This window comes from Celeribacter indicus, assembly GCF_000819565.1.
Lineage (GTDB): Bacteria > Pseudomonadota > Alphaproteobacteria > Rhodobacterales > Rhodobacteraceae > Celeribacter > Celeribacter indicus.
Genome location: NZ_CP004393.1, coordinates 837,847 through 858,113, shown reverse-complemented (window position 1 = coordinate 858,113; position 20,267 = coordinate 837,847). Strand labels below are relative to the sequence as shown.

17 protein-coding genes are annotated in these 20,267 nt (G+C 68.7%); 8 read left to right on the top strand and 9 right to left on the bottom strand.

Translation table 11 applies throughout. The features are described from left to right. Window positions 1–96 precede the first annotated feature (96 nt). A complete protein-coding gene (hrpB, locus tag P73_RS04375) occupies window positions 97–2,505 on the top strand; it encodes an ATP-dependent helicase HrpB (protein ID WP_043871380.1) in 2,409 nt (802 codons plus the stop codon). 95 nt (window positions 2,506–2,600) lie between these two features. Here the strand turns inward: hrpB and P73_RS04370 are convergent, their stop codons facing one another. Then, entirely contained in the window at window positions 2,601–4,028 is a 1,428-nt protein-coding gene (locus P73_RS04370; protein ID WP_043868626.1) for a TrkH family potassium uptake protein, read from the bottom strand. An 85-nt stretch (window positions 4,029–4,113) separates the two neighbouring features. Further along, entirely contained in the window at window positions 4,114–5,535 is a 1,422-nt protein-coding gene (gndA, locus tag P73_RS04365; protein ID WP_043868625.1) for an NADP-dependent phosphogluconate dehydrogenase, read from the bottom strand. 233 nt (window positions 5,536–5,768) lie between these two features. Between gndA and P73_RS04360 the strand changes: the two genes are divergently transcribed. Both P73_RS04360 and P73_RS04355 read left to right on the top strand, forming a co-directional pair. Further along, entirely contained in the window at window positions 5,769–6,227 is a 459-nt protein-coding gene (locus P73_RS04360) for an NUDIX hydrolase (RefSeq protein ID WP_043868624.1), read from the top strand. A gap of 120 nt (window positions 6,228–6,347) precedes the next feature. Further along, window positions 6,348–7,820, top strand: a complete 1,473-nt coding sequence (locus P73_RS04355; RefSeq protein WP_043868623.1) for an inorganic phosphate transporter — start codon at window positions 6,348–6,350, stop codon at window positions 7,818–7,820. Window positions 7,821–7,895: 75 nt separating this feature from the next. Here the strand turns inward: P73_RS04355 and argF are convergent, their stop codons facing one another. From argF to P73_RS04330, 5 genes are all read right to left on the bottom strand, one after another. Then, entirely contained in the window at window positions 7,896–8,822 is a 927-nt protein-coding gene (argF, locus tag P73_RS04350; protein ID WP_043868622.1) for an ornithine carbamoyltransferase, read from the bottom strand. A 71-nt stretch (window positions 8,823–8,893) separates the two neighbouring features. Next, window positions 8,894–10,072, bottom strand: a complete 1,179-nt coding sequence (locus tag P73_RS04345) for an aspartate aminotransferase family protein (RefSeq protein WP_043868621.1) — start codon at window positions 10,070–10,072, stop codon at window positions 8,894–8,896. A 362-nt stretch (window positions 10,073–10,434) separates the two neighbouring features. Further along, the gene (locus P73_RS04340) at window positions 10,435–11,280 is read right to left on the bottom strand and encodes a trypsin-like serine peptidase (RefSeq protein ID WP_052453036.1); all 846 of its coding nucleotides are present in this window, start codon (window positions 11,278–11,280) and stop codon (window positions 10,435–10,437) included. Between the two features lie 119 nt (window positions 11,281–11,399). Then, a complete protein-coding gene (locus P73_RS24265) occupies window positions 11,400–12,434 on the bottom strand; it encodes a Hint domain-containing protein (RefSeq protein WP_052453035.1) in 1,035 nt (344 codons plus the stop codon). A gap of 208 nt (window positions 12,435–12,642) precedes the next feature. Further along, the gene (locus P73_RS04330) at window positions 12,643–13,455 is read right to left on the bottom strand and encodes an ABC transporter permease (protein ID WP_139267137.1); all 813 of its coding nucleotides are present in this window, start codon (window positions 13,453–13,455) and stop codon (window positions 12,643–12,645) included. 197 nt (window positions 13,456–13,652) lie between these two features. Here P73_RS04330 and P73_RS04325 point away from each other — a divergent pair, with 197 nt between their 5' ends. From P73_RS04325 to rimO, 5 genes are all read left to right on the top strand, one after another. After that, on the top strand, window positions 13,653–14,249 hold the full coding sequence (locus P73_RS04325; RefSeq protein ID WP_043868620.1) for a GcrA family cell cycle regulator: 597 nt from the start codon (window positions 13,653–13,655) through the stop codon (window positions 14,247–14,249). A gap of 192 nt (window positions 14,250–14,441) precedes the next feature. Beyond that, window positions 14,442–15,371: an ABC transporter ATP-binding protein gene (locus tag P73_RS04320; protein WP_043868619.1), complete on the top strand. Its 930-nt coding sequence runs from the start codon at window positions 14,442–14,444 to the stop codon at window positions 15,369–15,371. Further along, complete coding sequence (locus P73_RS04315; RefSeq protein WP_043868618.1) at window positions 15,368–16,129, top strand: ABC transporter permease; 762 nt, start codon at window positions 15,368–15,370, stop codon at window positions 16,127–16,129. Before P73_RS04320 ends, P73_RS04315 begins: the two co-directional genes overlap by 4 nt. A 148-nt stretch (window positions 16,130–16,277) precedes the next feature. After that, the gene (locus tag P73_RS04310) at window positions 16,278–16,850 is read left to right on the top strand and encodes a YceI family protein (protein WP_043868617.1); all 573 of its coding nucleotides are present in this window, start codon (window positions 16,278–16,280) and stop codon (window positions 16,848–16,850) included. 342 nt (window positions 16,851–17,192) lie between these two features. Beyond that, entirely contained in the window at window positions 17,193–18,578 is a 1,386-nt protein-coding gene (gene rimO / locus P73_RS04305; protein WP_043871376.1) for a 30S ribosomal protein S12 methylthiotransferase RimO, read from the top strand. A gap of 12 nt (window positions 18,579–18,590) precedes the next feature. Here rimO and P73_RS04300 read toward each other — a convergent pair whose 3' ends face one another. Both P73_RS04300 and P73_RS04295 read right to left on the bottom strand, forming a co-directional pair. Further along, the gene (locus P73_RS04300) at window positions 18,591–19,259 is read right to left on the bottom strand and encodes an NnrU family protein (RefSeq protein ID WP_043871375.1); all 669 of its coding nucleotides are present in this window, start codon (window positions 19,257–19,259) and stop codon (window positions 18,591–18,593) included. Window positions 19,260–19,333: 74 nt separating this feature from the next. Beyond that, complete coding sequence (locus tag P73_RS04295) at window positions 19,334–20,221, bottom strand: helix-turn-helix domain-containing protein (RefSeq protein ID WP_139267138.1); 888 nt, start codon at window positions 20,219–20,221, stop codon at window positions 19,334–19,336. Window positions 20,222–20,267 lie beyond the last annotated feature (46 nt).

Here is a 20,267-nt window from a genome sequence, read left to right as displayed (position 1 = left end):
TTGCACGTTTCGCGGCCGGCTGTCCAGTGAGGCGGGATGTCCCGGCGGCGCGAGACGGCGCTTTCCTCCCGCGGCGCGATGGCCGATAAGGGCGGCATGGACAGGCTGCCGATCGACGAGGTGTTGGAAGAGCTGGTCGCCGCCGTGCGGGCGGAGGGCCGGGCGGTGCTCGTGGCCCCGCCGGGGGCGGGGAAGACGACGCGCGTGCCGCTGGCGCTGCTGCCCGCGGTGAGCGGACGGATCGTCATGCTCGAACCGCGCCGCCTTGCCGCGCGGTCGGCGGCAGAGCGGATGGCGGAGACGCTCGGGGAGCGCGCGGGGGAGACCGTCGGCTACCGGATGCGCGGCGAGGCGAAGGTCGGGACGGCGACGCGCATCGAGGTGGTGACCGAGGGCATACTGACACGAATGCTGCAATCCGACCCGGAACTGACCGGAATCGGGGCGCTGATCTTTGACGAATTCCACGAACGCAGCCTCAACGCCGATCTCGGCCTCGCGCTCGCCATCGAGGCGCGGCAGGCGCTGCGCGAGGATCTGGCGCTGGTGGTGATGTCCGCGACGCTCGATGCCGGGCCCGTCGCGGCCCTGCTCGACGATGCGCCCGTCCTGCGGTCCGAAGGCCGCGCCTATCCGGTGGAGACCCGCTGGCGCGAGACGCCGGTCGCGAAGGCGCGGCGCTTCGAGGAGGCCGTCGCGGATCTGGTGGCGGAGGCGGTGCGGGCGGAGCCGGGATCGGCGCTCGTCTTCCTTCCCGGCGAGGGGGAGATCCGGCGGGTCGAGGCGCTGTTGCGCGGGCGTGTGCCGGAGGACTGCGCGATCCGGCCGCTGTTCGGCGCGATGCCCTTTGCCGAGCAGCGGGCGGCCATCGCGCCCGCGGCGACGGGGCGCAAGGTCGTGCTCGCCACCGCCATCGCGGAGACCTCGCTGACCATCGAGGACGTGCGGATCGTGGTCGATGGGGGCCGGGCGCGGCGGGCGCGGTTCGATCCGGGCTCCGGCATGTCGCGCCTCGTGACCGAGCGCGTCTCCAGGGCCGAGGCGGAACAGCGGCGCGGGCGCGCCGGGCGCGTCGCCGAGGGGGTGTGCTACCGGCTCTGGACGAAGGGCGAGGAGGGCGCCCTGCCCGCCTTCGCGCCGGCGGAGATCGAGACGGCGGACCTGACCGGCCTCGCGCTCGAACTGGCGCTCTGGGGCGCGTCGGAGGCGGAGCTGTCCTTTCTGACACCGCCGCCCGCGGGTCCGCTTTCGGAGGCGCGGGCGCTGCTCGAAGGTCTCGGCGCGCTCGATCGCGAGGGCCGGATCACGGCGCATGGCAAGGCGCTCGCGGGTCTTCCGCTCCATCCGCGGCTTGCACATATGCTGCAAATTGCCGGGATTCAGGCGGCAGAACTGGCCGCGCTCTTGAACGAACGCGATCCCCTGCGCGGTGCGGGCGTGGATCTGTCGCTGCGGATGCGGGCGCTGCGGGAGCCGGGGAATGCGGATCGCGGGGTGATCGCGCGGGTGAAGCAGGAGGCGAAGCGGCTGCGGCAGGGGCTTCGCGAGGCGCCGCCGATGAGCCTCGGGGAAATGGCGGCGCTGGCCTATCCCGACCGGGTCGGGCTCAGGCGCAGGGGCGACCAGCCGCGCTATGTGCTCTCCGGCGGCAAGGGCGCGGTGATGGCGGAGGAGGATGCGCTCGCGGGCGCGCGGCTCATCGTCGTGACCGACACGGACGGGGCGCCGCGGGAGGCGCGGATCCGGCAGGCGGTCGAGATCAGCGAGGCGGAGCTGCGCGGGCTCTTCGGCGCGCAGATCGCCTGGCACGAAATCTGTCGCTGGGACAGGCGCGAAAAGCGCGTCGTGGCGCGGCGGCAGGAGATGTTCGGCGCGCTGGTGCTCGACGACCGTCAGTGGAAGGACGCGCCGGCGGAGGCGATGGCGCGCGGCGCGCTCGAGGGGCTGCGGCAGATCGGCCTGCCCTGGAGCGATGCCGCCCGGCGGTTCGCGGCGCGGGTGCGCCTGATGGGAGAGGGGTATCCCGACATGCGCGAGGAGGTGCTGCTCGACACTCTCGAGGACTGGCTCCTGCCCTACCTCGGGGGCGCGCGGACAGAGGCGCAGCTGCGCGCGCTCGACATCACCGGGGCGCTGCGGGCGATGCTCGACTGGGACCGGATGCAGCGGCTCGACCGGGAGGTGCCGGCGCAGTTCGAAAGCCCGGTGGGGCGGAAGCTGCCGATCGACTATTCGGGCGCCGACCCGGAAGTGACGGGGCGGTTGCAGGAGTTCTTCGGCACCACCGTCCATCCGACCGTCGGCCCGAACCGCGTGCCGCTGAAGGTCGTGCTCACCTCCCCCGGCCATCGCCCGGTGCAGGTCACGATGGACCTGCCGAATTTCTGGAAGACCTCCTATGCCGATGTGCGCAAGGAGATGCGCGGGCGCTATCCGAAACATCCCTGGCCCGAGGATCCGACGGCGGCCGATCCGACGCTCCGGGCAAAGCCGCGCGGGACGTGAGGCGAAAGGTTTCGTTCAGGAGTGTGACAGCCGCCGCTGCGGCATGTGACGGGCGGTTCACCTTTTGCCCCGGTTCGTGACAGGATGTTCACCCGTCACCGCGACGCCACGAGTTCGCGCCAGAACAGCGGCGCGAGGAGCGCGTAGACCGTCGCCATCTCCAGCCGGCCGACATACATGCCGAAGATCAGGACGAGTTTCGGCGCGGTGTCGAGCGTCGCGAAATTTCCCGCCGGGCCGATGATGTCGCCCACCCCCGGCCCGACATTCGCGAGCGCGGTGAGCGCGCCCGAGGTGGCGGTCTCCATGTCGAGCCCGAGGAAGCTCAGGAGCGAGGCGAGCACGCCGAAGGTGGCCGCGAAGAGCACGAAGAAGGAGATCACGCCGGAGAGCGCGTCGGGGTCCACTCGGCGGCCCTGGTACTTGACGAAGGTGACGCGGTGGGGTGCGTGGCTCTGGCGGATCTGCGCGATCATGGCGCGGCCGGCGACGAGCCAGCGCATCGCCTTCGCCCCGCCCGCGGTCGATCCGGTCGAGCCGCCCACCGCCGTCAGCACGACGAAGGTGGCGACGGCGAAGGGGCCCCAGAGCGTGTAGTCGGTCGTGGCATAGCCCGTGGTGGTGACGACCGAGACGACGTTGAAGGCGACGAGGCGCAGCGCCTCGAACGGCGCGCGCTCCTGCCGCAGGATGAGCCAGAGGGTGAGCACGAGGATCGTGACGCCGAGCGAGCGGAGCATCGCCACCACCTGTTCGGACTGCCAGACGCGGCGGCGTATCCCCCGGATATACCAGGAGAAGGGCAGCGCGCCGGCGAGCATAAACAGGGTGCAGACCCATTGCAGAAAGGGGCTGGTGAAATGGCCGAAGGACGCGTCGTAGCCCGAATAGCCGCCGGTGGAGAGCGTCGTCATCGCATGGGTCGCCGCGTCGAAGGGCGACATGCCCCCGAGCAGGTAGAGCAGCCCGCAGAGGAAGATCAGCGCGAAGTAGATCTGGAGCGTAGCGGAGGCGAACATGGTGGCGTTGCGCAGTTCCCGTTCGCCGGTTTCCGAGCTTTCGGACCGGAAAAGCTGCATCCCGCCGACCTTGAGGATCGGCAGGAGCGCGATGCCGGTCACGATGAAGCCGACGCCGCCCACCGCCTGAAGGATGGCGCGCCACAGGATGACGCCGTGGGGCACCCGGTCGAGCCCGGTCATGACGGTGGAGCCGGTCGTGGTGATGCCCGACATCGCCTCGAAGAAGGCGTCGGTCAGCGGCAGGCCGTAGAAATAGAGCGGGCCGGCGCCGCAGATCGCCGCGGTCATCCAGACGGAGGAGGTCAGCAGGAAGGTGTGGAGCGGCCGCAGGTGTTCCGCCCGCGGCGTCGCGGCCAGCACGAGCGCGCCGCCCAGGAAGCCGAACAGGAAGCCCGGCTCTTCGAAGACGGGGGCGGTGGCGGGAAAGCCGACCGCGACCCCGCCCATGAGCACGGCGAAGGCGACCATGACCAGCCCGTTAATGAAGATGACGAAACTCATGCCCGCCGGCTCCGGAGGAGGTTACCGCCCCTTCAAGAGCACAAACCCCGCCGCGCGACAAGGGGGCGACGGGATCGGGGGGCGGTCAGCTGTGGGAGACCGGACCGGCCCAGGGGCCGTGCCGGTTGGTGCCGCCATCGACGCGGTCGAAGCCATGCGCGCCGAAGAAGTCGCGCTGCGCCTGCACGAGGTCGGTGGTGCCGCGCGCCTGCCGCATCGTGTCGAAATAGGCGAGCGCATTCGCCAGCGCCGGGAGCGGCAGCCCGGCACAGGCGCCATAGGCGACGACACGGCGCAGCGCCACCGCCCCCGCGCGCATCAGCCCGGCGAAGCGCGGGGCGAAGATGAGCCGGCCCTGCGGCAGGCCCTCGCGGATCGCGCCCGCCATGTCGTCGAGCAGGGCAGAGCGGATGATGCAGCCTTCCCGCCAGACCTCGGCGGCGGTGGCGAGGTCGATCCCCCAGTCGAAGGCCTCCGAGGCGGCGGCGAGGATGCCGAAGCCCTGGTCGTAGGCGATGAGCTTCGCGGCGAGGAGCGCCTGTTCGAGATCCTCCTCCGGCGGCACGGTGCCGGCCTCGGCGGGCAGGTCCCCGAACAGCGCGGCGCCGGCGGCGCGGGTGTCGCGTTCGGACGACCAGGCGCGGGCGGCGACGGCGGCCTCGATCGCGGAGGGCGACTGGCCGAGCCTGATCGCCTCGATCGCGGTCCAGCGCCCGGTGCCCTTCTGCCCGGCGCTGTCGACGATCATCTCGACCATGGGCAGGTCGGTCTCCGGGTCGGTGGTCTGGAGCACGCGCCCGGTGATCTCCACGAGATAGGATTTGAGCGGGCCCTTGTCCCAGCCTTCGAAGAGGTGGCCGATCTGCGCCGGCGAGCGCCCTGCCCCGTCGCGCAGGATGCCGTAGATTTCGGCGATCATCTGCATGTCGGCATATTCGATGCCGTTGTGCACCGTCTTGACGAAATGGCCGGCGCCGTCGGGTCCGAAATGCGCCGCGCAGGGCACGCCGTCGTGCCTGGCGGCGATGGCCTCGAGGATGTCGCGGATCGCGGCGTAGCTCGCGGGATCGCCGCCGACCATGATCGAGGGGCCATGCCGCGCGCCCTCTTCCCCGCCGGAGATGCCCATGCCGAAGAAGTTGAGCCCCTGCGCGCGCAGCGCGGCTTCCCGGCGCCGCGTGTCGTGGAAATCGGCATTGCCCGCGTCGATGATCATGTCGCCCTCCTCGAGCAGCGGCTCGAGATCGGCGATCACCGCATCGACGGGCGCGCCGGCCTTGACGAGGAGGATGATCGCGCGCGGGCGGGCGAGGGACGCGACGAGATCCTCATAGCTTTTCGTCGGGATCACGCGCTCTGCCAGGGCGCCGGCGGAGGCGATGAAGGCGTCGGTCACGCTGTGCGTCCGGTTGTAGACCGCGACGGGAAAGCCCTTTTCCGCGATGTTGAGCGACAGGTTGGCCCCCATGACGCCCAGTCCGACGAGTCCGATGCGAGCCTGTGTCATGCGAAGTCTCCTTGTTCAGCGCGAAACCGGACGAAGGCCGGAGCGCAGCCGAAGGGCATGCGCGGCCTTCGTCCCGGTGATACCGCAGGAGGCGGAGGACGCAAGCCGCAAAGGCAAACAGGTCGTTTGTGCGAACAATCGGGAGGGCGGCCTCCGGGGAGAATGCTTGAAACCGGCGGGGGTCTATCGTATGTATATACAACAATCACAAGAACAGGCACATTCGGTTTCACATGGTTACTCTGTTGAAAAATGCGTGGGAAGGCGTGATCGACCCGATCCTGCGCCGCCCGGACCGGGTCCAGGCGGCTGCTCTCTGCTGGCGCAAGGGCAAGCGCGGCAAGGAGGTGCTCCTCGTCACCTCGCGCGACAGCGGGCGCTGGATCCTCCCGAAAGGCTGGCCGATCGACGGGCTCGACGGGCCGGGCACCGCCGCGCAGGAAGCCTGGGAGGAAGCGGGCGTTCGCGCGGCGAAGGTCACGCCGCGGCCGGTCGGCCGCTATCATTACGTCAAGAAGCTCGACAGCGGCGTGCCCGCGCCGGTCGAGGCGACGGTCTATTCCGTCAAGGTCGCGCGCCTGGAAGACGCTTTCCCCGAGGCGGCGCAGCGCCGCCGCTGCTGGATGGCGCCGGCGCAGGCGGCCGAACTGGTGGACGAGCCGGAACTCAGGGACCTGTTGCGCGCGTTCTGAGTCCATGCGGATCCCGCAGAGGGCATCTCAGGAAAAGCTTGAAAACGGGGCCGCAGCGGGTTAGCGCTGCGCCGCCCGTGAACCTTTCATGACAGTCGCCCCGAAGGCGAAGGATCCGAGATGACCGACCAGCCCGGAAAAGAGTGGACCACACTCGACAAGGACCTCAACCGCATCAGCCAGGTCGAACACGCGACGATCTACATTTCCCGGCCCCTCGTGGGGCTCGGGGTGGCGCTCGCCTTCATCATCGTGGCGGGGCTCGCGGCGGCGGTGCTCTTCGGCGGGCAGTCGGGATCGGCCCCGGTGGTCGCGGCGGCCGCACTCGGCGCCTACATGGCGCTCAACATCGGCGCCAACGACGTCGCCAACAACATGGGCCCCGCGGTCGGGGCGAACGCGCTCACCATGGGCGGCGCCATCGTCATCGCGGCCCTCTGCGAAAGCGCGGGGGCACTCCTTGCGGGGGGCGATGTGGTTTCCACCATCTCCAAGGGCATCATCGACCCGGCGGCCGTGGCGGATACGCGCGTCTTCATCTGGGCGATGATGGCGGCGCTGCTGTCCTCGGCCCTCTGGGTCAACCTCGCGACCTGGATCGGCGCGCCGGTCTCCACCACGCATTCGGTGGTCGGCGGGGTGATGGGCGCGGGCATCGCGGCGGCGGGCTTCGCCTCGGTGAACTGGGGCTCGATGGGCACGATCGCCCTGAGCTGGGTCGTCTCGCCGCTGCTGGGCGGGATCATCGCGGCGGGCTTCCTGTGGTTCATCAAGGCGCGGATCATCTATCAGGCGGACAAGATCGCGGCGGCGCGCCGCTGGGTGCCGGTGCTGATCGGGATCATGATGGGCACGTTCACGACCTATCTCGCGGTGAAGGGGCTGAACCGGATCCTCACGGTGGACCTGTCGCTCGCCGCGCTCATCGGGCTCGGCGTGGGGGCGGTCTGCTATATCGGCTCGGCCCCGCTGGTGCGCCGCCAGTCCCGCGGCCTCGAGAACCGCAACAGGTCGCTCAAGGCGCTGTTCGGCCTGCCGCTGGTGATTTCCGCCGCGCTCCTGTCCTTTGCCCACGGCGCCAATGACGTGGCCAACGCGGTCGGGCCGCTGGCGGCCATCGTGCACGCGAATGCCTATGGCAGCTTCGCGGGCAGCGTGACCATCCCGCACTGGGTCATGGTGCTCGGCGCCTTCGGCATTTCCTTTGGCCTCATCCTCTTCGGTCCCAAGCTCATCCGCATGGTCGGCAGCCAGATCACCAAGCTCAACCCGATGCGCGCCTTCTGCGTGGCGCTGTCGGCGGCGGTGACGGTGATCGTGGCGAGCTGGCTCGGCCTGCCGGTCTCCTCCACCCATATCGCGGTGGGCGGGGTGTTCGGCGTCGGCTTCTTCCGGGAATGGTATCACGAGAAGCGCCTCGACGAGACGGCGCGTTCGAAGAAGGTCAAGCGCATCGCCGCGGAGGAGCGCCAGCGCCGCAAGCTGGTGCGCCGCAGCCATTTCATGACCATCGTGGCGGCCTGGGTGATCACGGTTCCGGCGGCGGCGCTGATGTCGGCGGCGCTGTTCTGGCTGCTGTCCCACCTTCTCTGACAGGAAAAGGCTCTGACAGGAAAAGGGCGCCCCGAGGGGCGCCCCGGTCCGGGCGAAACGGCGCGTCCGCGCGGCTCAGCCGGTCACGCACCAGCGCATGATCGCCTTCTGCGCGTGGAGCCGGTTCTCCGCCTCGTCGAAGATCACGGATTGCGGGCCGTCCATCACGGAATTCGTCACCTCGTCGCCACGATGCGCCGGCAGGCAGTGCATGAACAGCGCCTCGGGACGGGCGAGGCTCATCAGCTTGCGGTCCACGCGGTAGGGGCGCAACTGGTTGTGGCGCCGTTCGCGCGCGGAGGCCGGGTCGTGCATCGACACCCATGTGTCGGTGACCACGAGATCCGCCCCCTTCACCGCCTCGTGGGCGTCGCGCACGACCTCGACGCGCGAGCCCCTGGCGCGGGCCTCCTCGATGAACTCGCGCTCGGGATCGAGCGGTTCCGGCCCGGTGAAGGTCAGGTCGAAGCCGAACTGGCCGGCGGCATGGATGAAGGAGGCGCAGACATTGTTGCCGTCGCCGCACCACACCACCTTCTTGCCGGCGATCGGTCCGCGATGTTCCTCGAAGGTGAGGATATCGGCCATGATCTGACAGGGGTGGGTGCGGTTGGTCAGCCCGTTGATGACCGGAACGGAGGCGTGTTCGGCCATCTCGAGCAGGGTCTGCTCCTCGAAGGTGCGGATCATGATCATGTCGACATAGCGCGACAGCACGCGGGCGGTGTCGGCGATGGTCTCGCCATGGCCGAGCTGCATGTCGGCGCCGGAGAGCACCATGGTCTGCCCGCCCATCTGGCGCACGCCGACATCGAAGGACACGCGCGTGCGGGTCGAGGGTTTCTCGAAGATCAGCGCGACCATCTTGTCGCGGAGCGGCAGTTCGGCGTCGGGCGCGGCCTTCGGCTTGTCGTGGCGGGCCTGTTTCGTCGCCTTGGCGGTTTCGATGATCCGGTGCAGGTCCTCTGCGCCGGTCTTGTGGATGTCGAGGAAATGTCTCATGTCGTCGTCTCGTTCCTGGGCGGGGTCAGGGGGCGCTGCCCCCGCGCCTGCGGCGCTCCCCCGGAATATTTTCAAGCAGATGAAGACAGCGCGGCGGCCGCCTGTTCGAGGCGCGCGACGGCCTCGGAAATGTCGTCGTCGGAAATGTTGAGCGCGGGCAGGAGGCGCACGGTATCGTCGGCGGCGGGCACGGTCAGGAGCCCCGCCTCATAGCCCTTTGCCACGAGATCGGCGGGGGCGATGCGGCATTTGAGGCCGAGCATCAGCCCCTCGCCGCGCACCTCCTCGAAGAGGTCGGGATGGGCGGCGGTGAGGCCCTCGAGCTTCTGGCGCAGGAGCGCGCCCTTGCGGTTCACCTCTGCGAGGAAGCCGGGATCGGAGACGATGTCGAGCACCCTGAGCCCGACGGCGCAGCCCAGCGGGTTGCCGCCATAGGTCGAGCCATGGCTGCCCGCGGTCATGCCGGAGGCGGCCTCCTCCGTCGCGAGCACCGCGCCGAGCGGGAAGCCGCCGCCGATGCCCTTGGCGATCATCATGATGTCGGGGGTCACCCCCGCATATTCATGGGCGAAGAGGCGGCCGGTGCGCGCGACGCCGCATTGTACCTCGTCGAGGATCAGCAGGGCGCCCTTTTCGTCGCAGATCCTGCGCAGGGTCTTCAGCGCCGCATCGGGCACGACCCGGATGCCGCCCTCGCCCTGCACCGGCTCGATCAGGATCGCGGCGCTGCTGTCGGTGACGTGATCGGCCACGCTGTCCCAGTCGCCGAAGGGGAGGTGGACGAAGCCGGGCATGAGCGGGCCGAAGCCCTTCACCATCTTCTCCGATCCCGAGGCGGCGATCGCGCCGGTGGAGCGGCCGTGGAAGCAGCCCTCGAATGTGATGATCCCGGTCTTTTCGGGATGACCCTTCTCGTACCAGTATTTGCGCGCCATCTTGATCGCGAGCTCGGCCGCCTCCGTGCCGGAATTGGTGAAGAAGCAGGTGTCCGCGAAGGTCAGTTCGACGAGCCTGTCGGCCAGCGCCTCCTGCGCCGGGATCCTGTAGAGGTTCGAGACATGCCAGAGCGTGTCGGCCTGGTCCTTCAGCACCTGCGCGAGATCGGGGTTGGCATGGCCGAGCGTGTTCACCGCGATGCCGGCGCCGAGGTCGAGGAAGCGTCGTCCGTCCGCCTCCACGAGCCAGGAGCCCTCGCCCTTCACGAAGGAGAGCGGAGCCCGGTTGTAGGTCGGCAGAACGGAGGAAATCATCGCATTTGTCCTCTGGATGGGAAGAGCCCCTGAAGTGGCGCGTTTCGCCACGGGCGTCAACGGTTTATGGGTTTTTGGGGGTGGTTTGCGCCGATCTGGCGCGAAAGTGCCGCAACGGGGTGCGGATGAACGGACGTCGGGGACGCGCTCAGCGTCGACGTCGGGACTCGGAGGTGGAGAGGCGGGTCGTGTTCATGGGCCTGTGCAATAGCGCCAAAACCGGGGCCTGTCAAAGGCCCTGAGGCATTTCGGCCCGAGCCTGGGACCGAGCCTGGAACGAAGGCAGGTCGAGCCGCGAAGCATCGTCCATGCGGTGTGGACGTTTCGGGGACACATCCCGCCCGCGGCTGTCCTGACGGACGTCAGCGCGCCGGGAGGAATTTCGCGTTTCCCACGGTCCGGTCGGCCGCTCCGGCGTCGAGGCGCCTTGCCGTGACGGGCGGGGGCGGAGCGGCGGGGGCGCCGAGGGCGAGCTGGCGTTCGAGGGCGGGAACGGCGTCGGCCAGCGCCATGCCGAAGCCCAGCTTGCGCCCGTCGCGCGTGCCCATGGCGGAGACGACCGAGAGGATCGCCGGCCGCACCCCGTCATGGGCGAAGACCGGCGCGCCCGAGGAGCCGAAGGTCACGTCGCAATCGAAGGCGTAGATGCCGCTTTCGTGGTCGAGGACATGGCATTCGCGCTGGATCGACAGGACGGAATTCCGGCCCTGCCCGTAGGAGGCGACCATGAGTTCGCCGCGCGGCTGCGGGCCGCGGTGGATCGGGAAAGGGCGCGCGAGGGCGGCGGGGATCGGAGAGGCGAGCCGGATCAGCGCGAGGTCGTGGCGGATGTTCTGGGCCGTGATGTCGCCGGTGACGTCATAGCCCGGCGCGACCGCGAGCGCGATGGCGCGGGAGGCGGCGATGGCGTCGCCGTTCCTGAGCCCCGCCCGGAACAGGATCTGCCCGGCCGGCACGGGGACATTCACGGTATCGACCACGCAATGGGCCGCGGTCAGCACGAGATCGGCGGCGATGAGCGTGCCCGAACAGGTGGAGCGCCCGGCGATGTCGAGCCGCCCGACCGCCTCCCAGCCGAGGAGTTCGGCGCGGCGCTCCGCGGCGTCGAGTTCGGAGGGCAGGCTGTCGGCGGCGGGAAGCGCGGCGGGCAGGATGAGTGCGAAGACGAGCCCGCGGACGAGCGCGGCCGGACTGCGGCAAAGGGCCAATGACACCTCCCGTGGCGGATGATCCCCCCGGTCTAGCCGCGCAATCCGGCGGAAATTGGGCGGGACGGGAGAAAATGGCCGTCCGGCGAACAGCCCGACGCCGGACGGCCCAGGGAACCTCACATGCCTTCAGACAACAGCGCGCGCGCCTCATAGGCCCGGAGCGAAACACGGGCGGCGCGGCCGTAGGCGTGCCAACCTGCGGCGAGCTGCGGAAACAGTGCGAGGATTTCGTCGCGCGCGGCCCGGTCGAGGGCCGTCGCGCCGGTGTCGCCCGGATGGAAGCTCTCGGCGGGCGCGCCATCGGCGAAGACGACCTCGTGCCGGTCGAAGAGGATGTGGAAATATTCCACCTCCCCGCCTTCGCGGATGCGCACGGTGTCGTGGTTGACGAGATGTTTGGCCGGAACGAGAACCTCGTGATCTCCGTGGTTCAGTTCCGCCTTCGGATCCGCGATCAGGATCCGGTGCTGCTGGGACACGCGCAGCGTGCGGTGGTTGCCACAGGTGTTCCGCGCGATCTCGACCGGGGCGAAGGCGCCCTCGGCCCTGACCCGCGTCGATCCGATCCAGCGGATCTCCTGCGGGCCGTGGTCATAGGTGATGGCGAGATCGCCGGCGCGCAGCTCCTCGACCGGCACGGCGCCGTAGACGGTCTGGATGAGCGTGCCGCGTCCGAAACAGACCGGGAGGGCCATCTCTCCGGGATCGGTCAGGGTGAAGTTCAGGAGGGCGTTCTGCGAGATCAGGTTGGTGAGCCGGGTCACGCCCAGCAGCCGCAGGAAGGGCGTGTTGAGCGCCTGGGTCAGGAGCCCGTCGAGCAGGGCGGCCGGATCGCCCTCGGGATATTCGACATAGGTGCGCCCGCCCGCCGACCAGAGATTGACCGGCACGGTGGAGCCGAGGTTGATCGGAATCCCGAGGATGGAGACCCCGGCCGAGGAGGTGCCGCTGCCGATCAGGGTGGCGTCGGCGCCGTTCCACTGGGCCGCCTCGCCCGCGTCCCAGCTCAGGTCGCGGTCGGTGTCAGTGACGCCGAGCGTGCCGCTGGTCGGCCCGGAAAAGGACGAGAGGGCGACGGTGCGCAGCAGCCCGTTGCTGTGGAGCAGGGCCCCGTTGTAGACATAGACATCGTCGATCGTGCGCTGAACCATTCCGCGGCGCTCTCCTTCCGCCCTGTTCCAAAAGCTATCAGATCAACCTATCGTTGAGGAAGCGACAAAAATTCACCAACGACATTGCACAATGATACTCGACACGGGGCAGATCGCTCATCCGATCCGCCCCGAGGCCCTATCTTAAAGAATATTTATGGGGAAAAGTCTACGGCAAAAAGGGGGGATACCCCCTTTCCGCGGCGGATCAGGACTTGAGCTTCGTGCCGCGCCGGAAGAAGAGCCAGTTGAGCAGGACCACCGCGGCCGTGACCGCGCTCATCACGGCGAGGCCGAGCCAGGGCGAGCTGTCCGACCGTCCGATGATGCCATAGCGCACCCCGTCGATCAGGTAGAACACCGGATTGAGGTGGGTGAGCACGCGGAACCAGTGCGGCAGCGTCTCGACCGAATAGAACGTGCCGGAGAGGAAGGACAGCGGCGTGATGATGAAATTGGTGATCGCCGCCATGTGGTCGAATTTCTGGCTGACGATCCCGGCGAGCACGCCGAGCCCGCCGATGAAGAGCGTGCCGAGCAGGACGAAGGCGAGGGCGAAGAGCGGGTGGGCGAGCGGAAGCCCCACGGAGACCGCCATGCCGAGCCAGATCGCCACGGCCACGACGAGCCCCCGCGCCGCGCCGCCCGCGAGATAGCCGATCACCAGCTCGAAGGGCGCGAGCGGCGGCATCAGCGTGTCGACGATATTGCCCTGCACCTTCGAGATCATGATGGAGGAGGACGTATTGGCGAAGGCGTTCTGGATCACCGTCATGGTGAGAATGCCGGGGGCGAGGAAATGCACGAAGGGCATGCCCATCACCGGCCCGCGCGACGGGCCGATCGCAAGGGTGAAGATCGTGAGGAACAGCCCCGCCGTCACCAGGGGCGCGAGCAGGGTCTGGGTCCAGACGCTGAGGAAGCGGTTCACCTCGCGCAGGACCAGCGTCCACAGGCCGAGCCAGTTGACCCTGCCGAAGCGGCGCACGCCCATCTGTCCTGCATCCTGTACCATTTTCATCGGCCGTCCCCCTTGCTATAGTGCCGCATCGCCGTTCCCGAACTTGTATCCGGTGCGTCGCGCTTTTAAATAGGGAGCGAGAGGAATTTTAAAGTGGCTCCGCCCGCAAACGGGTTGTGCGGGGTCGCTTTTTGCGGCCCTGGTTCCGGTGCGCCCCCGCGCGCGGCCCCCGCATGAGACAAGCGAAGGAAAAAACGATGTCCTGGACTGACGAGCGCGTCGAGTTGTTGAAGAAAATGTGGGGCGAAGGGCAATCCGCCTCCCAGATCGCCAAGGAGCTTGGCGGCGTCACCCGCAACGCGGTGATCGGCAAGGTGCATCGCCTCGGCCTGTCCAACCGCGCGGGTGCGACCGGCGCCCCGGCGGCGAAGCCGGCCGCCGCGCCGAAGGCGAAGCCTGTGCCGAAGCCGAAACCCGAGGTGAGAGCCAGGACGGCAAGGCCCGCCGCCGTGGACATGCCGGAGGATATCGCCGAGGAGGCCGAGGCCGCGCCCAAGGCCGCCGCCCCCGCCCGCCGGCAGATCATTCCCGCGGGCCAGCCGCTGCCGCCGCAGCCCTCCACCAACGAGATCCCGGCAGAGGCGCTCGCCAAGGTCAGCGAGATCGAGAAGAAGGCAAAGCGGATCTCCGTCATGGAACTGACCGAGCGGACCTGCAAATGGCCGGTCGGCGATCCGGCGACGGAGGATTTCTGGTTCTGCGGCCTGCCCTCCCAGCCCGGCAAGCCCTATTGCGAGGCCCATGTCGGCGTCGCCTTCCAGCCGATGTCGACGCGCCGCGACCGCCGCCGCTGAGCGCCCGGCCCCTCCCCATCCCGACGGACCCGGTGCCCCGCGGCGCCGGGTTCTTTCATGCGGCTCCTGTCCTGTGGCGCCGACTGTGCGCAGGTGATTGTGCGCAGGTGACGGGGCGTGACGCACCGCCGCCCCCTTGCTTGCCCCCGAGCCGCCTCTACATTGGGTCCACATGCGACGCGGGAGGACCATGTGGGCGCGATCATTTCCATCACGGATCTCAGAAAATCCTATGACAACGGGTTCCAGGCGCTCAAGGGCGTGTCGCTCGACATCGAGGAGGGGGAGATCATCGCGCTTCTCGGCCCGAACGGCGCGGGCAAGACCACGCTGATCGGCGCGGTCTGCGGCCTCGTGCGGATCACCGGGGGCACGGTGACGGTCGGCGGTCATGACGTGGTGCACGATCCGCGCCGCGCCCGCAGCCAGATCGGGCTCGTCCCCCAGGAGATCGCGCTCGACATCTTCGAGACCGTGTGGAAATCCGTGCGCTACACGCGCGGCCTCTTCGGCCTGCCGCCCGACGACGCCCATCTCGAACGGGTGCTGAAGTCCCTGTCGCTCTGGGACAAGCGCGACAACCAGTGCAAGGAACTGTCGGGGGGAATGAAACGGCGGGTGATGATCGCCAAGGCCCTGTCGCACGCGCCGAAGGTGCTGTTCCTCGACGAACCCACCGCCGGCGTGGACGTCAACCTGCGCCGCGACATGTGGGCCCTCGTGCGCGAGCTGCGCGCCTCCGGCGTGACCGTGATCCTGACCACCCATTACATCGAGGAGGCCGAGGAGATGGCCGACCGCGTCGCCGTCATCAACAAGGGCGAGATCCTCCTCGTCGAGGACAAGGCGCATCTGATGAAACGCTTCGGCAGGAAGCTTTTGACGCTCGAACTGGCCGAGCCGGTCACCGCGCTGCCCGCAGGGCTCGAGGGCCGCGGTCTGACCCTGTCGGAGGACGGCGCGCATCTCGTCTATGGCTACGACACGGCGGCCGAACATACCGGCATCACGCGGCTCATTTCCGACCTGGCGGACGCGGGCCTGCGGGTCCGCGACCTCGACAGCGAGAAAAGCAGCCTCGAGGACGTGTTCCTGCGGCTGGTCGAGGAGGAACAGGCATGAACTGGCGCGGCATAGTCGCGATCTACCGCTTCGAGATGTCGCGGTTCTTTCGCACGATCTACCAGTCCATCGTCTCGCCGGTGCTCTCGACCGTGCTCTATTTCGTCGTCTTCGGCGCGGCCATCGGCGGGCGGATCGAGACGGTCGAGGGCGTGCCCTACGGCGCCTTCATCGTGCCCGGCCTCGTGATGCTCTCCCTGCTCCAGCAGTCGATCACCAACGCGGCCTTCGGCATCTATTTTCCGAAATTCACCGGCACCTCCTTCGAACTCTTCACCGCGCCCCTCTCCTTCTTCGAGGTGACGCTGGGTTTCGTCGGCGCGGCGGCGACGAAAAGCCTCTTCGTCGCGGTGCTCATCATCGCCACCTCCTTCGTCTTCGTCGACCTGACCATCGCGCACCCGTTCTGGGCGGTGCTGTTCCTCCTGCTCACCGCGCTCAGCTTCTCGCTGCTGGGCTTCATCCTCGGGATCTGGGCGCGGACCTTCGAACAGCTCAACATCGTCCCGATGCTCGTGATCACGCCCCTCGTCTTCCTCGGCGGCGCCTTCTATTCCGCCTCCATGCTGCCGGGGCCCTGGCAGGTGGTGGTGAAGTTCAACCCGGTGCTCTACCTCATCTCCGGCTTCCGCTGGTCCTTCTTCCAGGTCGCCGACGTCCCCGTGGGCCTGTCGCTCGGCGCGATCGCGGTGTTCCTCGCGCTCTGCCTCGCGGTGATCTCCCGGATCTTCCGCACCGGCTGGCGGCTGAAAAGCTGACCCCTGCGATTTTCCCACAGCGTTCCGCGATTTCCGCAGGGATCTCCGCAGCGGCGCACAGAATTTGTGTGCGCTTTCCGGGTTGTGCGCCGCGCAGGGCAGGTTAGCCTTGGGACACGTTCAACCGACGTCCAAAGAGAGCCTTGTCATGAAACATCTCCTCCTCTCCTCCGCCCTGGTCCTTGGCGCCACCGCCGCCGTCGCGGAGCCCGTGGAATACACGCTCGACCCCGGCCACAGCCAGATCGTCTTCCAGTACGAACATCTCGGCTTCTCCACCACGACCGGCATGTTCTCGGGCTTCAACGGCACGATCCTGTTCGACGAGGAGGATCCCGCGAACTCCTCCGTCGAGGTCGCCTTTCCGACCGACAGCCTGATCACCGGCTTCGACGCCCGGACCCAGCATTTCCTGGGCGGCGATTTCTTCGGCGCGGAGGAGCATCCGGAAATCACCTTCCGCTCCACCTCGATCACCATCGAGGACGAGGACGAGGGCGAGATCACCGGCGATCTGACGATCAACGGCATCACGAAATCCGTCACGCTCGACGCGGAGCTGACGCAGCAGGGCATGCACCCGATGGAGAACAAGCCCTGGCTCGGGTTCAAGGCGGAGACCACCATCCTGCGGTCCGATTTCGACATGGGCATGTTCGCCCCCGCCGTCTCCGACGAGGTGGAGATCGAGATTTCCATTGAGGCGATGATCGCCGGGTAACTGTCCGGCCGACAGATCCGGGCCGCCCCCGTCACAGGGGGCGCTGCCCCCTCTGGCGCGTGCCGCGCCATTCACCCCCGAGATATTTCCGAGCAGATGAAGCGCGCGGAAAGGATTTCTTAACCGCGGCGTGATCTACCGGAAAGGCGGAACAGGCGGGGACGCCGATGGCCGCAGCAGGTGAAGGCGCACCCGCCCGGTTTCGCCGGCCCAGCCCGGATGCGGTCGGGTCGGGTGCGCGACCTGCCCCTTCATCTGCTCGGAAATATCCCCGCCGGAGGCATCCGCCGACGGCCACACGCGCATCTTCCCGAGCGGCGCGAGTCGATATACAAGCGCGCCATGAGCACCAACCCTCCGAATCTCCGCCCCGACCTCGCCCCGCAGGCCGTCTTCGACCCGAACCGGCGCGAGGGCCAGCCGACCATCGGCATGGTCTCCCTCGGCTGCCCGAAGGCGCTGGTGGACAGCGAGCGCATTCTGACGCGGCTGCGCGCGGAAGGCTACCAGATCAGCCCGGACTATTCCGGCGCCGATGCGGTGATCGTCAACACCTGCGGGTTTCTCGATTCGGCCAAGGCCGAAAGCCTCGAGGCGATCGGCGAGGCGCTCCAGGAGAACGGCAAGGTGATCGTCACCGGCTGCCTCGGCGCGGAGCCGGACTATATCACCGGCGTGCATCCGAAGGTCCTCGCCGTCACCGGCCCGCATCAATACGAGCAGGTGCTCGACGCGGTACATGGGGCGGTGCCGCCCGCGCCCGATCCCTTCGTCGACCTCCTGCCCGCCTCCGGCGTCCGGCTCACGCCGCGGCATTTCAGCTATCTCAAGATTTCCGAGGGCTGCAACCACGCCTGCAAGTTCTGCATCATTCCCGACATGCGCGGCAGGTTGCAGTCGCGCCCGGTCCATGCGGTGCTGCGCGAGGCCGAGAAGCTCGTGGAGAGCGGCGTGCGCGAGCTTCTGGTGATCTCGCAGGACACCTCCGCCTACGGGCTCGACCGCCGCTACGAGGGTTTCCCGTGGAAGGACCGCGTGGTGCGGTCGCATATCACGGATCTGGCGCGCGAGCTCGGGCAGTTCGGCGCCTGGGTGCGGCTCCATTACGTCTATCCCTACCCGCATGTGCGCGAGCTGATCCCGCTCATGGCCGAGGGGCTGGTCCTGCCCTATCTCGACATCCCGTTCCAGCACGGCCACCCGGAGGTGCTGAAGCGCATGGCGCGGCCGGCGGCTTCCTCGAGGGTGCTCGACGAGATCGCGGCCTGGCGGGAGGTCTGCCCGGAGATCACCCTGCGCTCCACCTTCATCGTCGGCTATCCCGGCGAGACGGAGGCGGAATTCGAGTATCTTCTCGACTGGCTCGAGGAGGCGCAGCTCGACCGCGTCGGCTGTTTCCAGTACGAGAACGTCGCAGGCGCCCGATCGAACGCGCTGCCCGACCACGTTCCGGACGAGGTGAAGCAGGCGCGCTGGGACCGTTTCATGGAGACGGCTCAGGCGATTTCCGAGGCGAAGCTCCAGGCGAAGGTCGGCAGTCTCCAGGAGGTGATCGTCGACGAGATCGACGAGGAGGGCATCGCCACCTGCCGCACGAAGGCGGATGCGCCGGAGATCGATGGGAACCTGTTCATCGACGAGGGGACGGAGGGGCTTCGCGTCGGGGATATCGTGACGGTCGAGGTGGACGAGGCCGGCGACTACGACCTCTGGGGCAGGCGCGTCTGAGCCGCCCCCCGCTCAGGGCAGCGGGGAGACGCCGATGACCGGGCCGTGGAGCGTCAGCAGCACGCCGTAGAGCACGAGCCCCGCGAGCAGCCGTCCCGCCACCGCCGGCCACTCCCCGCGCGGCGGGATCACCCGGCCCTTGCGGCTGCGCGCCCGGAGCGCGTCGTAATCCGGCAGGGTGCGGCGCTTGCGGCGGTCGATCATCCGGCCGCCGAGGAGTGCGAAGCCCGCGAAGGCGCCGAACAGGATGACATGGGCGAGATCGCCGTTCGCCAGGAGATGCGCGAGCGCCCAGACGCCCAGCGCCACGAGCAGCGGGTGGCGCATGTAGCGGATCAGCCCCGGACGGTCGGGATCGAACGCCGCGTTTCGCGCGCCGCCGAAGGAAAACGGGTTCGGGCGCCCGAGCGTGAGCGCGAGGAGCAGGCAGACCCCGAGCATGACGGTGAGCGCCAGATGGCTCATCCAGACCGGCGCGAACCAGAGCGGCACGAAGGGCGCGCGGTTCGCCGCGACGATGAGCCAGGCGAGGATCGCGAGGGAGAGGACCGAATAGGCGGCGGTGAAGCCGCGCGGCCCGAGGCGCGCGACGAGCCAGGGCCGGACCGGCGGGCGCACCGGGATGGCATGGCTCAGGAAGAAGACGGCGAAAGCCGCCGCGAATATGCCCCAACCCTGCATGGCGATCCTCCCGGAATGCTGTTCGCGGCGCAACAAACCATCCTTCGCCGCCAAGGTCAAAGCGATCGTCGCGCTCAGCCCCCGGCCACGCGCGCGCGATAGGCGGAGGGGGTTTCCCCCATGCGCGCCCGGAACCGGCGCGAGAAATAGGACGGGTCGGCATAGCCGAGGCGGTAGCCTACCCCGGCCACCGGCAGGCGGGTGAAGGCGATGAGGCGGCAGGCCTCGGTCATCACCGCCGTCTCCAGATAGGCGGTGAGGCTCATTCCCGCCGCGCGGCGCACGATGCGGTTGAGATGGCCGGGGGTCATGTGGAGCGCACCGGCATAGTCGCGCGCGGTCCACCCCTCCCCCAGATGCGTCGCGAGCAGCGCGTCGAGCCGCTGCATCTGCCGGTCCGGCGCCGGTGCGGCGGGATGGCGCGTCGCGCTGTCCTCGGCCAGCGCCGCGAGCAGCATATGGGTCAGCGCGACGAGGCGCTGTGCGCGAAATATGCCAGTTTTCTCATAGGTGCCGGCCAGCATCGCGATCAGCGGGGCGATTTCGCCGGACAGGGGGCCGCAGCAGGGTTCGGAAAGCCAGCGCGCGAGTGCGGCGCTTTCGGGACCGAGCCGTGCCACCACCGGAGAGGGGAAGGAGAGCACGACGCCCTCCGTGCCGCGGGTGAAGGCGAAACCGTGCACGATCTGCGGCGGGACATAAAGGTATTCGCCGCTTCCGAGCGGCCGCTCCCGCCCGTCGAGCACCACCCGCGCGGCGCCGCGTTCGATGTGGAGCACCTGCGCCATCTGGCTGTGGCGATGCGGCGAGATGGTCCAGTCGTGCAGCCGCGCGCGGTCGAAGATGCGTTCGCAATGGATAACGTCGGGGAAGGCCGAGGTCTCTCCGAAAAGCGTGAAATGCGGGATCAGCGTTCCGTCCGTCATGCCCGGAAAGTACCAGACTATGCCGGGCGCGTCCATTCAGCCGCCCCTTCCGCGGCGCTAGATTGGCCCCGATCTCCGGGAG